At 59.1% G+C, this 14,877-nt stretch carries 13 protein-coding genes; all 13 read left to right on the top strand.

The features are described from left to right. Window positions 1-661 precede the first annotated feature (661 nt). The gene (locus D9R12_RS03000) at window positions 662-1,936 is read left to right on the top strand and encodes an aromatic ring-hydroxylating oxygenase subunit alpha (protein WP_043290670.1); all 1,275 of its coding nucleotides are present in this window, start codon (window positions 662-664) and stop codon (window positions 1,934-1,936) included. Window positions 1,937-1,979: 43 nt separating this feature from the next. Beyond that, window positions 1,980-2,495: an aromatic-ring-hydroxylating dioxygenase subunit beta gene (locus D9R12_RS02995; protein ID WP_014161605.1), complete on the top strand. Its 516-nt coding sequence runs from the start codon at window positions 1,980-1,982 to the stop codon at window positions 2,493-2,495. Between the two features lie 84 nt (window positions 2,496-2,579). Beyond that, complete coding sequence (locus D9R12_RS02990; protein ID WP_014161604.1) at window positions 2,580-3,761, top strand: thiolase family protein; 1,182 nt, start codon at window positions 2,580-2,582, stop codon at window positions 3,759-3,761. A gap of 24 nt (window positions 3,762-3,785) precedes the next feature. Further along, window positions 3,786-4,154 (top strand): Zn-ribbon domain-containing OB-fold protein, encoded by a 369-nt coding sequence (locus D9R12_RS02985; RefSeq protein ID WP_122227870.1) that lies wholly within the window; start codon window positions 3,786-3,788, stop codon window positions 4,152-4,154. 69 nt (window positions 4,155-4,223) lie between these two features. Next, the gene (locus D9R12_RS02980; protein WP_122227867.1) at window positions 4,224-5,804 is read left to right on the top strand and encodes a class I adenylate-forming enzyme family protein; all 1,581 of its coding nucleotides are present in this window, start codon (window positions 4,224-4,226) and stop codon (window positions 5,802-5,804) included. Between the two features lie 19 nt (window positions 5,805-5,823). Next, window positions 5,824-6,222: a PaaI family thioesterase gene (locus D9R12_RS02975; RefSeq protein WP_043290668.1), complete on the top strand. Its 399-nt coding sequence runs from the start codon at window positions 5,824-5,826 to the stop codon at window positions 6,220-6,222. Between the two features lie 123 nt (window positions 6,223-6,345). Next, window positions 6,346-7,527, top strand: coding sequence for an ABC transporter substrate-binding protein (locus D9R12_RS02970; RefSeq protein ID WP_122227864.1), 1,182 nt, complete (start codon window positions 6,346-6,348; stop codon window positions 7,525-7,527). 562 nt (window positions 7,528-8,089) lie between these two features. Further along, window positions 8,090-9,274: an ABC transporter substrate-binding protein gene (locus tag D9R12_RS02965; RefSeq protein ID WP_052299810.1), complete on the top strand. Its 1,185-nt coding sequence runs from the start codon at window positions 8,090-8,092 to the stop codon at window positions 9,272-9,274. Between the two features lie 109 nt (window positions 9,275-9,383). Continuing rightward, entirely contained in the window at window positions 9,384-10,610 is a 1,227-nt protein-coding gene (locus tag D9R12_RS15990; RefSeq protein WP_244671925.1) for a DcaP family trimeric outer membrane transporter, read from the top strand. A 137-nt stretch (window positions 10,611-10,747) separates the two neighbouring features. Next, on the top strand, window positions 10,748-11,626 hold the full coding sequence (locus D9R12_RS02955) for a branched-chain amino acid ABC transporter permease (protein ID WP_122227860.1): 879 nt from the start codon (window positions 10,748-10,750) through the stop codon (window positions 11,624-11,626). Continuing rightward, window positions 11,626-12,639, top strand: a complete 1,014-nt coding sequence (locus tag D9R12_RS02950; RefSeq protein WP_210538921.1) for a branched-chain amino acid ABC transporter permease — start codon at window positions 11,626-11,628, stop codon at window positions 12,637-12,639. The genes D9R12_RS02955 and D9R12_RS02950 overlap by 1 nt, the downstream gene beginning before the upstream one ends. Beyond that, complete coding sequence (locus D9R12_RS02945; protein ID WP_043290666.1) at window positions 12,636-13,397, top strand: ABC transporter ATP-binding protein; 762 nt, start codon at window positions 12,636-12,638, stop codon at window positions 13,395-13,397. Before D9R12_RS02950 ends, D9R12_RS02945 begins: the two co-directional genes overlap by 4 nt. 31 nt (window positions 13,398-13,428) lie before the next feature. Further along, window positions 13,429-14,730: an ATP-binding cassette domain-containing protein gene (locus tag D9R12_RS02940; RefSeq protein ID WP_122228765.1), complete on the top strand. Its 1,302-nt coding sequence runs from the start codon at window positions 13,429-13,431 to the stop codon at window positions 14,728-14,730. Window positions 14,731-14,877: the final 147 nt, after the last annotated feature.

Here is a 14,877-nt window from a genome sequence, read left to right as displayed (position 1 = left end):
CTGGCCCGACCTGCTTGCTGGGTACAGCGCCTGGGCGAGCCTGGAGGGGAGCCACATCCCGCCGGCCTGGCGCTGTTGCGGGCTTAATATGGCCGATGTCGCTGTGGTGGTGCTGGATGCCGTGCGACCAATGCAGGGCGGCGGCACGACCGCTGGCGTGCTCCCTGCAGGCCGGGCGTGGCATCGATCAGCCGCGGTTCATGCTCCCGCGGTCACCCGCCGGCTGCTGCGCCGTCCGGCCTTTGCGGGAGGCGCTTGCGTGGTGGACCGGCGGAGTGGACCCGCGACTGGCGCGCATCCCCATCGAGCGCGCGTTGGGTCCACATCCCCCCGGCAGGCGATCCCCCCGGCGGGCGGTACGGCTCTGCCGGGGCTGGCCACCTGCAGTTCGATCCCGGCCGCCCGGATCGGGCCAGGGGCCGATATCACCAGGCCTGGGCTGATCGTGCGTGCCGACGCGGCAGCTGGTCCGCCAGCCAGGCCCGAAGCGCTCGGAACATAGCCGGCATGCGGCGCTGGCTGCTCGATCGGGCCATTCAGCGGGCGCCGGGCAACGGGGTCTGCCGACCCTGCGGTTGCTCTTGACTCACCCCGGATTTCGTGATTGACTAATTTGACCAAGCGGTTGCTTGGTAAATTTAGATTACATCTGGAGAACGTCATGTCATTACCAATTCCCGCGATCAATGTTGACGAGGTGCCCAACTATCGTGATCTGATCCGCAGGGATCGCGTGCACGGTTCCCTCTACACCAGCGCGGCGGTTTACCGCGACGAGCTGGAGCGGATTTTTTACGGCGGTTGGGTGTACGTTGGCCACGAATCGGAAATTCCCGAAAAGGGCAGTTTCGTGCGGCGCAATATCGGCGAAGAGCCGGTCTTGCTGGTGCGTGGCAAGAGTGGCGAGCTGATGGTGCTGAAGAACCGCTGTGCCCATCGTGGCAACCTGGTGTGCAGTGAGCAGACGGGCAAGGCGAAGAACTTCATGTGCCCCTACCACGGCTGGATATACGGCCTGGACGGCAGCCTGCTCGATGTGCCGTACCCGAAAGGCTTTACCAAGGACCGCGAGAGCTTCGGCCTGCAGGCCCTGCCATTGGTCGAGAGCTACCGGGGTTTTGTCTTCGCAAGCTTCAATCCCGATGCCGGCACCCTGGCTGATCACCTCGGCAACGCGACAGACGCCCTTGACCGCGCCGTCGAGATGTCGCCCTCCGGCGACCTGCGGCTGACTGCGGGCTGGGTGAAGCACAAGTTTGCCGCCAACTGGAAAATGTTGCCCGAGAACGATACCGACGGCTACCACGTCAACTACGTGCACGCCTCCTTCGCCAAGGTCATTCGTTCGCAGTATGACGAAGCCACGATGATCGCCGAGGACGACGTCAAGTCCCAAACCATCGACTGGGGCAATGGTCACACCGAGCTTAATTTTGCGCCGAGCTACACCAGCGAGTGCCAATGGCTGGGTCTTCCCAACGCCTCCCGCTTCCCAGACTACGTAAAGCAGCTGGAGGATGCCTATGGGCATGAGCGCGCACACGAAATCCTGCGCGCAGGTCCGCCGCATGCGGTGATCTTTCCGAACCTGTTCCTGGGTGAAATGAATATCGTAATTTTTCAGCCCGCCGGCCCCAACGAATGCGTGCAATGGCACACGCCTCTGTTGCTCGGTGATGTCTCTGACGCGCTCAATGACCGCATTTTGCGTCAGTCAGAAGCGGCGATGGGGCCTTCGGCGTTCTTGCTGGCCGATGACGGGGTTATCGCTGAGCGGCAGCAGATGGCGCTGGCCGATGGTCGGGCCTGGCTGGATTTGAGCCGCGGTGAAGAGCGCGAACAAGCACGTGAGGACGGCTCGATCATCGGACACATTACCGACGAAACGACCAATCGGGGCTTTTGGCGTCACTACCAGAGCGTCATGAGTCGTTAAGGGCGATGAATCGTCCGAACAGAGAGTCCAAGAAGGAGCCGAAATGCAATTAGTGTCAAATGATGAGCAGCGTCAGATTGAGGCCTTCCTCTATCGCGAGGCGCGGTTGGCCGATGAATCACGCTATGAGGCATGGGAAGCCCTGGTCGATGACGACATGTACTACTGGGTGCCCACGGGCGACAATAAAGAGGGAGGTGGTTTTCAGGTCTCTGTGACCGCTGACAACCGTCAGCGCCTGGCGACTCGCATCGCTCAGCTCAAGACAGGAATGCGTCACTCCCAGCTGCCAGTTTCCCCCATGCGTCGGGTGCTGTCGAATATCGAGATTGAGGCGGTCGAAGATCCCGTCAAATCAGGCGCTCGTGAGTACCGGGTGGGTGCCAACTTCGTACTCTATGAGCTTCGTGCCCAGTCCACTCACAAAATGGAGGTCTGGCCCGGAAGGGTAGAGTACGGCCTGCGGGCGGGCGACGCCGGCGACTTCAAGATGTTCTCCAAGAAGGTCATGTTGGTTCACGCGTCCGAGCCGCTTTCCACGTTGGGCTTCATAATTTAAAATAAAGTCGTAGTGGGGTCGACCTGAGCCGCTAGCGCTCTGGTCGGCCGGAGTTTTGTGCTGAAAGCAGCTTGGGGGGAGGTAATGGGGAAACAAGGGAGTGCCAAGTCGGCGATCGTCGGGCTGGGGCTCAGTGAGCTCTCTCGCGAATCGATCGGTAGTTCCCGGAAACTGGCTGCCGACGCGGTTCGCGATGCCATGGCTGACGCTGGGCTGCGTCCTTGCGATGTTGATGGCCTGTTGATCAACCGGAGTCCGTTGGCCGATCCGGACAGCATGCCCTTGACCTTGCAGGACGACCTTCAGCTGGCGAACCTGCGCCTTCTTTCGGGTATCGAAGGGCAGGGCTCTTCTGCGGTGCAGATGATTCAATATGCTACCGGTGCCATTGAAGCCGGGATGGCTGCTACCGTGGTGTGTGTGTTTGCCGACACGCCCGTCCAGTCACAGGGAGGGGGGCAGGCCTTTGCAGCGCCGCTGGCAATCAGCGGCATTCCGGGGTGGGAGGCGCGGTGCGGTCTCTATGGGGCGCCTGGTGCTTATGCTCTGGCTGCCGATGAGTACCTTTCCCATTACGGCCTGGACCGAGACTGCCTGGGTGCGGTGGCTGTGGCCGATCGGGCATGGGCGATGCGCAACCCCCAGGCGTTCTTGCGCAAGCCTCTGGATCTTCTGCAGTATCGGGCATCTCCCTGGGTGGTGGAGCCATTTCGGGTTCTGGATTGCGCCTATCCGGTCAATGGTGCCGTCGCAGTGGTGGTTACTTCGGCTCGACGTGCCCCGGACCTCACCGAGCGGCCCGCCTACGTTCACGGTATGGGCCAGGGGCACGCGGGCAGCGCGGCGCAGGCCGAGGCGCAGGGTGGCTTGCCGCCCTTGGGTGCCAGGCTTGCTGGTCAGATTGCCTACCACATGGCTGGAGTAGAGCCTGGGGATATTGCGGCCTGCCAGTTCTACGAGGCTTTCTCGATCACGACGCTGCTTGGCTTGGAAGCGTACGGCTTCTGTGAGCCAGGTACTGCGGGGGCCTTCGTCAAGGCGGGCGAGACTTCACCCGGCGGTCGATTGCCCTGTAATACAGGTGGCGGGCATCTGTCAGGCTACTACCTGCAGGGGATGACGCCATTGGCTGAAGCCCTGATCCAGATTCGACGCCAGGGCGGGGAACGCCAACTCGATAATGTGGCTTTGCAACTGGTGACGGGCAACGGCGGTTGCCTCGACTATCACGCCGCTTTGCTGCTCGGGTCGGAGCCGCGCCTGTGAAGCTGGCCCGCCGGAGATAATGTTATGAGCGTTGAAAGCTTGCTGGTCAAGGATCATCCCTTCTATCAGGGATTGCACCGGGGCAGGTTGCTGTATCTGCGCTGTGACACTTGCGCTCGGGCCTTGTCGTACGGCGCGGGTCTGTGCCCGCACTGTCCGGAGTCCACCATCGGCTGGGAGCCCAGTGCCGGCCGCGGAGAGGTGCGGGCACGGGCGACCTACCATCGTAGTTACCGCGAGGACCTGCCCGCGCCCTACAACGTAGTGATTGTGCAGCTGGACGAGGGCCCCAGGTTGCTAGGTCGTTTGTCGGTGGAGGCCGACTCGATCATGGCAGGGGCGCGGGTACGGGCGCAGATCGATAATGAGGAACTGTTGTTCGTCGCCGAATAATAAACAGCCAGCGACGACGCTGGCGGAGGCGGGCCCCTTTAAGGCCCGTGACATCATGGGAGGGTAGCAATGTTGCCTCGCGACTTGCTTGTACGTTGTGCGCAGAATTTTCCGAACAAGGTCGCCTATCATTGCGGCGACCGTTCGGCGACCTGGTCGCAAATGAACCGGCGCGCCGATCAGCTTACCGCCGCGCTGCAGCAACTGGGTGTCGGTCAGGGCGATACGGTTGCCATTCTGACCCACGAGACCATCGAGGTCTACGAGCATTTCTTCGCCTGCATGAAGATGGGTGCAGTGCGAGTTGGCCTCAACTGGCGCTACGCTGCGGAGGAGATGCGCCACGTTCTCAAGGACAGCAACGCAAGGGCGGTGATCGTCCAAGCCAGCTGCAGGGAGATGATCGAGCCGTTGTTGCCGGACCTTGCCAGGGCAAACGTTCTGGTGATCGGCTTTGGCGGCGATCACGGGCTGGAGCTGGATTACGAAGCCGTGATCGAGCGAGGTGTCAGTGATGTGCCGCAGTATCCGGCTATCGCTGCCGCTGACGCCCTGCTCGTAAGCTATACCTCCGGCACCAGCGGTCTCCCAAAGGGCGTGGTGCTTACCCATCATGGATTACATGACGCCATCATACAGGACGTGGTATCCACCGGATTTACCACGGATGATGTCTTCTACGTTCCCGGTGCTTCCGCCTGGATCGTGGTTGTATTGAACCTGTGGGGGCTGGCCAACGGCATGACCCATGTGCTGCCCGATGGTGACTTCAATCTTGCGGAGTTCTTGCAGGATATTCCGCGCTATCGTGTCACAAACGTATTCATGGTCCCCACCATGATGCGTTGGGTCGCCCGGGAATATGCCACCGGTAATTACGATTTCTCGTCGGTAAGGTTGATTTTGTTTGGTTCCTCGCCAGCCAGCCCAGCGTTGATCCGCGAGGCCAGCGAGACCTTCGATTGTGACCTCATGCAGTCCTACACATTGACCGAGGCTGGCGGTGTCTGGATCACGATCATGACTCCGAAGGACTACCGCCAGGCGCTGGCGGATCATCCTGAGCGGCTGAAGTCCGTCGGTCGTTGTCGGGTGCATTTTGAGCTAAGCATCCGCAGCGATGATGGGATGGAACTGGCGGCTAACGAGCCGGGTGAGCTGTGGGTGCGTGGCCCGGTCATGAAGGAGTATCTCAACCTGCCAGAGAAGACCGCGGAGGTGTTTCCGGGTGATGGTTGGCTGCGGACAAACGACATCGCACGAAGGGACGAAGACGGCTATATCTACCTGCTTGACCGACAGAGCTTTTTGATCATCACTGGTGCAGTGAATGTTTTTCCATCCAGTGTCGAAGCGGTATTGAGTCTGCATGAAGATATCGAGGAAGTTGCCGTGGTTGGCGTGCCACATCCCGAATGGGGCGAGGCTGTGGTGGCGGTGGTCAGGGCGCGCGAGGGCGCGGATTTGACGCAAGCGGATGTGCTAAAGGTGTGCGCGGGACGGCTGGGAAAGCCGGAAATTCCCAAGCTCGTGCTGTTCGTCGACGAACCTTTGCCCAAGACCCTCTCCTCGAAGCTGCGCAAGAAGGATATTCGCAGTTGGGTTCTGGATAACCCGAGCCTTGTCCCTTGGACGATGGAAGAGGCCTGAGCCTGATTGCGGAACAGTCATGAGACACCCATTACTGGTGGATATGGATTCGGGGGTCGTCGTCCCCTGTAATGGAGATCTTGGCCTGGAGCTCCTGGAAGCGGAGAACGGTATTGCTCGGTTCATTTGGTTACCCCGCGAGCGTGCACTCAACGGTAATGGCGTCGTGCAGGGCGGCTATATTGCAGCAGCCTGTGACGCAGCCATGAGCTATGCCCTCGCGTCCCGCCTGGAGAACGCTGAAGGCTTTACTTCGGTGAGTCTGTCTGTGACATACCACCGCCCGCTCCATCTGGAGACCGCGGAGGCGCGCGCGGAAGTGGTGCGGGTCGGTCGACGGACGGCCTATCTGGAAGCATCCCTGAAGGTGGAGGGGAGGCTTTTGGCCAGCGCAGTCAGCACATTGTTGATTTTCTAGCGTTGAGGAGACAAGGAAACGAAGCGCCTGGTTCAGGGACGAACGTCAAAAATCGGTGATGTACGCCTCGAGCTACATGCGAGCGTTCTCCTAAAGACGATTGACCTTAAAAAGGCAATAATAATGAACCTACTGGAATCTCTAACGAAACTGGCCAAACGGGCTGGCAGTGCCTCTATAGTCGTAGTCGCGGCCTTGGGTTTCATCGCGATGCCCGCCATTGCCAAGGATCCCATCCGCATAGGGGCGGTGACGTCGGCCACCGGCCCCGGATCCTTCCTCGGGGACCCTGGGTCGAAGGCCCTGAAACTGATGATCGAACAGGTCAACCAGCAAGGTGGTGTCCTTGGACGCCAGCTGGAGCTGGTGCTCTATGATGACGCCAGCAACCCGGAGCGAGCCCGGAGCATGATGCAGCGGCTGCTTACCCAGGATCGGGTGAGCGTGGTGATCGGCAGTAGCCTCACCGCCAATTCCATGGTGATGGAAACCCTGGCGGCCCGCCACGGCGTACCACAGGTCGCCCTGGCTGGGGGAGGCGTGCTCACGAATCCGGTAAAAAAATGGTTGTTCACCATCCCCGAAAGCGACGTGATTGCCGCCCAGGTGTCTTATGAGGGCATGAAGAAAAGTGGAATCAGCAAGATTGCCTTGCTTTCCAGTGCTGCAGGTGTTGGTCGTGCATCACGAGAGACTTACATAGAGCAGGCAAAAAAATACAACATCGAAGTTGTCATGGACGAAACCTATGCAGCGGGCGACTCGGACATGAGTGCACAGCTCACCCGCATTCGCGGCAATCGGGACGTCCAGGCCATTATCAATCTCGATGCCGGTAATCAGCCGGCGATCGTGGCTCGAAATTACGCTGCCCTGGGGATTAAATTGCCACTCTATACCCTGCATTCCCAGGCTGCTGCCGAGTTCCCGGAACTGGCTGGACGGGCCTCCGAGGGTATTCGGGTTCCCGGACCGGCCATGGTTGTTGCCGAGCAACTGCCGCAGGGATCGAAGGTTCGCGACATGGGAATGACGTTTCGGAGCCTCTATCAGAAGCGTTATGGCCGGGTACCGAACATGCACGCAGGCTATGGCCACGATGCCGTAACGGTTGTGGTAGACGCGATTCGCCGGGCGGGCAGCACTGATCCCGCCGCAATTCGTGATGCGATTGAGCAGACCCGCGATCTGGTGGGTGTGACCAGTACCTTCACCTACGGTCCCAATAGCCACGGCGGCATTTTCAAGAATCGAGGGATGCGTCTGCTTGAGATTCGGGACGGCGGCTTCGTTCTCGTAGACTGAATGGAAGCAGCGGTCACGTTGGCATTAGAGAAATCCCAGCAGAAAATCCCTAGTCATGCCAGCATGCGCCGGTCGCGCTGCCCTGTTACCCGGGCATGGTGCATAAAGTAACCATGCCTGCAACGAGACGATGGCAAGCAGTCGGCGGACATGCCAAAGTTGGTCCAAGAAGTCAAGATTTGATAACCGCAATTACCGCAAAGCATGCAAATCCGACGCTTTGGGAAGGTCCCGGCAATTAAGCTATTTCTCGGTGGTCCCGAGAACATCGCGGAGGTTTTCCCAGGCTGGCAGTGGGCTTGGTTATGGCGCGCGACGGGCTCGGGCTTACGCAGGCGAAGTTGCTAGAGATATGAGATGGATGCTTTGCGAGCCACAAGTCCAGCGATTGGTGCCCATGTCGGAGGGCGCGACCAAGATCTACCACGGGCTGCTCCACAGGAGGCCACTTTGTAACGTAAATGAGTCGTTTGATCGCGGGGAGGATAAGGCACCGATGTGGCGGTGCTGACATGCACGCAAGCTGTCTACTTGAAGACAATGACCTTAAGGGAGGATAGGAATGAAACTGCTACTTCAATCTTTGATGGACCTGGCCAAAGGGGCCAGATATGTGACATTAGCTATCGTCGCGGTTTTGGGTTTCACCGCGATACCGGCCACGGCCAAGGATGCGATCCGAATAGGGGCGGTCACGTCGGTTACCGGGCCCGCCTCCTATCTCGGCGAGCCCGAGAAGAATGCGCTCGAGTTCATGGTAGGAGAAGTCAACAAGAAAGGTGGTGTGCTCGGGCGCCCGCTGGAGTTGGTGCTTTACGACGACGCCAGCAACGCTGAGCGAGCCAGGACAATGATGCAGCGGCTCCTTACCCAGGACCGTGTGAGTGCGGTGATGGGCAGCAGCATCACTGCCAGTTCCTTGGCGATGGAGGCGCTGGCTGCCCGTCACGGCGTGCCCCAGATCACGATGGCGGGAGCGCGCATCCTCACCGATCCGGTAAAAAAATGGCTTTTCTCCGTCACCGAGAGCGACGTGATGTCCGCCAGGGTGATCTACAAGCATATGAATGAGAAAGGCATTGCAAAGCTTGCGCTGCTTTCCAGCACCACAGGTTATGGGCGCGCCGCGCGAGAAATATTCATCGAGGAGGCGCAAAAATTCAAGATCAAGATCGTCATGGACGAAACCTATGCTGTCGGGGACTCTGACATGACCGCGCAGCTGACCCGCATTCGCGGTAACAAGGAGGTGCAGGCCATCATCAACCTGGATGCAGGAAATCAACCGGCCATTGTGGCCCGCAATCGCGTTGCTTTGGGGATCAAGGTGCCGCTATACATGAGCCATTCGATGGCAGCTCCCGAATTTCCAAGCCTGGCGGGACGCTCCGCCGAGGGTATACGTATGAATGCGCCGACCATGCTCGTAGCGGAACAGATGCCGCAGGGTTCGAAGGAGCGTGAGCTGGGCATGGCATTCCGAAAGCTCTACCAAGATCGTTATGGCCGGGTGCCTAATACCTTTGCCGGCTATGGCCACGATGCGTTGGTTCTGCTGGCGGACGCCATCCGTCGTGCGGGAAGTACCGATCCTGCCGCGATCCGCGATGCCCTGGAGAAGACCCGCGGCCTGGTAGGCGTGACCAGCACCCTTACGTTTGCTCCCAATAACCACGGAGGTGTGTTTGAGCAAAGCAGTCTACGAATGGTTGAGATCCGCAACGGTGGTTTCGTCCTCATTGACTGACTGGCAGCGGTCTCGGTTAGGCGGCGGAGGGCCGCAAGTAAAGCAGGGGATAAGTAAGTGGCTAAGCGGTATATGAATCACTTAACCAATAGATAGGGAGGGGAAATTTATGTTTATGTCTAGAATTTTTGCAGCTGGCGTTTCAGCAGCGAGTTGTGCGGGAGTGCTCGCTTCGGCCCCGCTGATGGCGCAGGAGAACGGCTTCAAGATGGGAAACACGACCATCACGATGGACGGTTTCATCAAGCTTGATACGATTGCGGTCCGAACAAGCGATGGCAATTTCCCGGCAGAAGAGCTGCGGGACTTTTATGTCCCTAGCGCTACGCCGATAGGGGATCGGGACTCTGAGGAGAGCCTGACCATGCATGCAAAAGAGTCGCGCTTTTCATTCCGGACAGATACCGACGTAGGCACGGGAACGCCGTTAAAGGGACTGATAGAGATGGATTTTGGCCCGGGTCGGGCGGTGTTGAACGGGACCAGCACCACCAACAACCAGGGGGTAAACATGCGTCATGCTTACTTCCAGTACGGCTCATGGGGTTTTGGGCAGACCTGGAGCACAGGGCTATTTGGACCGGCCATTTTGGAGTCGCTGAATTTCTTTGCTCTTAGCGAGGGTATGTTCACGCCGCGTCAGCCGCAAATCCGTTATACGAGCGGGCCATTTGCCATCTCCCTGGAGCGCCCTACAACGACCGCTCAGGTCAGCGGCTCTGATACATCGCTGGCCAGCCTGAAGAGCGAATACACTAATGGGGTGGTCCCCGATCTCGTGGCCCGTTATTCGTTCAACGCGGGTAAAGCCCAACTCGCGGTCACGGGGATTTTGCGGCGGCTCGAGGTGGATGGAAGGGTGGCGAATTTTGGTGCAACGGCCACGCCGACTCTGAGCGGGGAGACCGCAACAGGTTACGGCATTGGTGTGGCCGGTAATGTGCCGCTAGGCGACGCTACCAGCCTGAAATTCATGGCCCTGGCTGGTAGCGGGGTAGGTCGTTACACCGGACTGGCGTTTGCGCCAGATGTGGAGGTCGCGGACGACGGCTCCAAAATCGACGCTGTGAAGCATGTGTCGCTCAATGCGGGCATCGCACACCGTTTCAGTCCCCAGTGGAGAACGAATTTAGGTTTTGGCATGGAAAACGCAGATCTTGACGGTGAAAGGCTCTCTGAGAAGTCCTGGAGCGCCTTGGTCAATCTTCTGTACTCACCGACGAAGGCTGTCACGGTCGGCGCTGAGGTCAAGCATGGTGCGCGGGAGCTCGTCGATGGCGCAGAAGGAAATCAGACGCGGCTTCAGTTCTCTGCCAGGTATGACTTCGGGGGCTGATCTTTGTATGTGGGACCGGCTTCGGCGATCGTTGCCGGGGCCGGTCCAAACTTGGTGCTACGGAGCGGTGATCGGGTCTAGTCGCTGTGACGGCTGGAGATTCCAGCGGCAGCGAAATCACGCAGGAAGTTATATCTATGTCTGAGTTCTTTCAGTATTTGATTACTGGCTTGACCATCGGTTCCATGTACGGCCTGATTGGCCTGGGCATCGTGCTTGTCCACAACGCGAGTCATGTGGTGAACTTTGCCCAAGGGGATTTGCAGATGCTCGGTGGCATGTCGGCCGTCGCCTGTCTGGGCGCTGGCCTGCCGCTGCCGCTGGCATTGTCACTCGGGGTCCTCGCCGGCGGGCTGGTGGGATTGCTGATGTTCAAGTTCACCATTGAGCCGGCCCGCAAAGCCGGACCGCTGGGGCTGGTGATCATCACGCTGGGTGTCGGCTTGGTGTTACGCGGCGCTGCTGAGTTGGTGTGGGGCAAGGGCTTTTATTCGTTGCCATCGTTTAGCGGTGACGAGGTCATACGGCTAGGAGGCGTCACGGTCGTGCCGCAGAGCCTATGGGTGATCGGATCGACCGCAGTGGTGGTCGTGCTGTTGGCGTATTTTTTTAGCCGCAGCCTGACGGGGAAGGCGATCGTTGCGACTTCGCTGGATCGCGACGCGGCCACCCTGATGGGCATCAACACTGGACGAATGCAACTGTTCACTTTTGGCCTGGCCGGGCTGTTGGGAGCTGTGGCGGGGGTGCTGATCGCGCCAATCGCGTTCACCCATTCAGCTGCGGGCCTGGTATTGGGTTTGAAGGGGTTCGTGGCAGCTGTGCTGGGCGGGCTGGGCAGTTTTCGCGGTGCCTTGCTCGGCGGTCTGGTCCTGGGCGTGGCTGAGTCCATGATGGCGGGTTACGGCTCCTCGGATTATAAGGACGCAATAGCCTATTTATTGATTATATTGATTCTGATCTTTATGCCCCGCGGTCTTTTTGGTGGCATTGCTCGGGCTGGGGAGCGTGTTTGATGACGCAGGTAAAGGTAAAACGAAATGTCGCCTCCACTGGCGGGAAAAATGAAAACCAACGCAGTACTGCTGGGATATTTCTACGGCGGCCGGTCGTCAATGTTGCGGTCCTGGCTATTTTTCTGGCTCTCCTGCCACTGGCGCTAGAGTCGGGGTTTCACTATCACGTGGCAGTGATGATTTGCATCAATGCCACTATCGCGATAAGCCTGAATTTGCTTATGGGTTACGCCGGACAAATCAGTCTGGGCCATGCAGGGTTCGTCGCACTGGGCGCATACGGGACAGCCATCCTGTCGTCGCGTTATGGCTGGCCGGTCCCTTTGGCACTGCTGGGTAGCGCGGCCGGCGCCGCGTTCATCGCTTTTATAGTGGGACGGCCAATCCTGCGTCTGAAGGGCTATTATCTTGCACTCGCGACGTTGGCGCTCAGTATGATTATCTATCTGGTGATCAGCAACGAAGTTTGGCTCACCGGTGGGCCTGAAGGCATGGCAGTTCCTGGATTGGAGCTGTTTGCCGTCACCCTGACCGACCCCGCACATTGGTACTGGCTGGTTGCCATTCTGCTGCTTCTGGTTTTCTGGCTGTCGACCAACTTGATCAATTCCCCGTTGGGGCGAGCGTTGCGTGCCTTGGAGGGCCCGGATGCGGTCGCTGGCTCGGTGGGAATAAATGTCCCCTGGAGTAAACTTCTTGTGTTTACCCTGTCGGCCTTGGTGGCTGCATTAATGGGCGGGTTTCTTGCACTGTATGCAGGGTTCATTTCGCCATCGCTTGCTGACTTCATGCATTCCATTGAACTCGTGCTGATGGTGTTGGTCGGCGGTCTGGGTTCTGTGGTGGGCGCGATCATCGGCGCCGCTCTCATTACTCTTCTGCCGCAGGTGCTGACTGTCGTTGAGGAATACGAGACGCTGGTTTTTGGCCTCATCCTCATCGGTGTGATGATGTTCATGCCGCGAGGCTTGCAGCCTTCGTTGGTGAATATCTGGCGGAGGATCAAGCGTTGAACGCGCTGGAAGTTGTTTCTCTGAGCAAGGAGTTTGGAGGCGTGCGTGCCATTGACGGTTTGTCTTTTGGGATCACGCAAGGTTCCATACACTCCATTATTGGCCCCAATGGTGCGGGAAAAACGACCCTTTTGAATCTGATTACCGGAATCTATCAGCCGACACACGGCGAGGTCCGCTTCTTTGGAGACAACCTGATAGGTAAGCCGGTCCAGGCCCGGGTTAGTGCGGGTCTGGGGCGCACCTTCCAGACCCCGCAGGTCTGCATGAACATGAGCGCGGTGGAGAACGTCATGTTGGGCCGGCATCTCAAGTTGGAAAGTCGGCTGTTGCCGTCGGTGTTGCGGTTGCCGCGCATCCGCGACGGCGAGCGGGAGGCGCGCGACAGGGCCGCCGAGCTGATGGAATACGTGGGCCTGCAGGGCTATATAAACGACCACCCCGGCTCGATGCCGTATGGCGCGCTCAAACGTCTGGAGGTTGCTCGAGCGCTGGCCTGCGAACCGAAGCTGCTCTTGCTCGATGAGCCGGCCGCCGGTCTGGGGGCATCGGAGAAGGCGGATTTAACCAGCCTGATCGAGAAGCTGTGCGGAGACGGTCTGACCATAATATTGGTTGAACACGACATGAAGCTGGTGATGAGAATCTCTCAGCATATCTTGGTGATCAACTATGGCAAGAAGCTCGCCGAGGGGAAGCCGGCTGAGGTGCGGTGCAATCCGGATGTCGTGGCAGCCTATCTGGGCAGCGCCATATAACCAGCAAGCCGAATGGGTTGGGCAAGCGATGATGATTAAGGCATTGGAAAAGATTCAGGCGGAACATCGCGGTATGTGGCAGATCCTTAATGTCCTGGAGGAATCTGCACGCGCAGCGCGTGAAAGTGGCGTGCTACAACGAGGCCTGGTGGAGCTGGAATTGGATTACTTGGAGAGCTATATCGACCAGGTGCACCACCCGAAGGAGGACAGATACCTGTTTACGGCGCTGCTCGCGCGCACTGATGACGCGCGCACCCTGATCGCTGATCTCCAGCAGCAGCACCAGCAAGAGGCGCAGCGGCTGGGTCGCCTGCGGGCCGCGCTGTCTGATGGGAACCTGGATCTGGGCACGTACGCCAAGTTGGCTGATGATTACATTGGTTTTCAGCGCGCGCATATGCGCCAGGAGGAGGACCAATTGTTTCGGTTGGCACGCGAGCATCTGACAGGGTCGGACTGGCAGGCCATCGACGATGCCTTCGCCAATAACAAGGATCCCTTGTTTGGCGAACAGGCGCACGAGAAGTACGCCCTTTTGCGTTCGCATATTACGGCCCAGGCCCAACCACCGCTGGGTTTGGGAGGTACTTCGGTCACACGCATCAAAGCCGATGCGCAACCTCTGTTGGAGTTGCGGGGTGTGAGTGCCCACTATGGGCGTATCGCCGCCTTGCGGAATGTGTCCATTCAGGTCGGCAAGGGCCAACTGGTGGCCCTCGTAGGCAGCAATGGAGCCGGGAAGACGACCTTGCTGCGGACCATCTCCGGATTGCAGGCGCCCAGTGGCGGGGAGATGATTTTTGAAGGCCGCGACCTGTGTCGAATCAAGCCGGCGCAACGGGTCGCCGACGGCATCGCGCACGTTCCGGAGGGTCGTCAAGTGTTTGCGCCGTTGAGCGTTGAGGACAATCTTGTGCTGGGCGCATATAGCCGGACCGAAAAAGGGTCCGCCGTTCGCCGTGAAATTGACCACATCTACGACATATTTCCGGTGCTGCGGGACAAGCGTAAAGTGCCGGCCGGGACATTGTCTGGCGGACAGCAACAGATGCTGGCCATCGGTCGTGCCATGATGGCCAAACCCAGATTGATGCTGCTGGACGAACCGAGCATGGGGCTCTCACCGCTTCTGGTCTCGGAGGTCTTTGAAGTCATCAAGCGCCTCCAGCAGGAGGGGATCACCATCCTGATCGTGGAACAGAACGCGGCCGCGGTGCTGGCTCTGGCGGACATCGGGTACGTACTGGAGTCCGGGGAAATCACCCACTCCGGGGAAGGCTGGGCACTGCGCGACAATGAAGAAGTTAAGCGGGCATACCTTGGCATCTAGCTGGGTTTGCCTTCAAGAATACCTGGCATAAACAATGCTTCTGCGCGCGCCATTCTTCAGAAGATGGCGCGATGCAAAACCCGAGGCGCTCCTCGAACGCGCGGATGCCGAAGCTGCGCAGTTGCAGGGGTTCGTGCGGAGTCGCGC

The sequence above is a fragment of the Pseudoxanthomonas spadix genome (assembly GCF_003703395.1).
Lineage (GTDB): Bacteria > Pseudomonadota > Gammaproteobacteria > Xanthomonadales > Xanthomonadaceae > Pseudoxanthomonas_A > Pseudoxanthomonas_A spadix.
The sequence above is the reverse complement of the archived record's forward strand: the minus strand, read 5'-3'. Positions and strand labels throughout refer to the sequence as shown.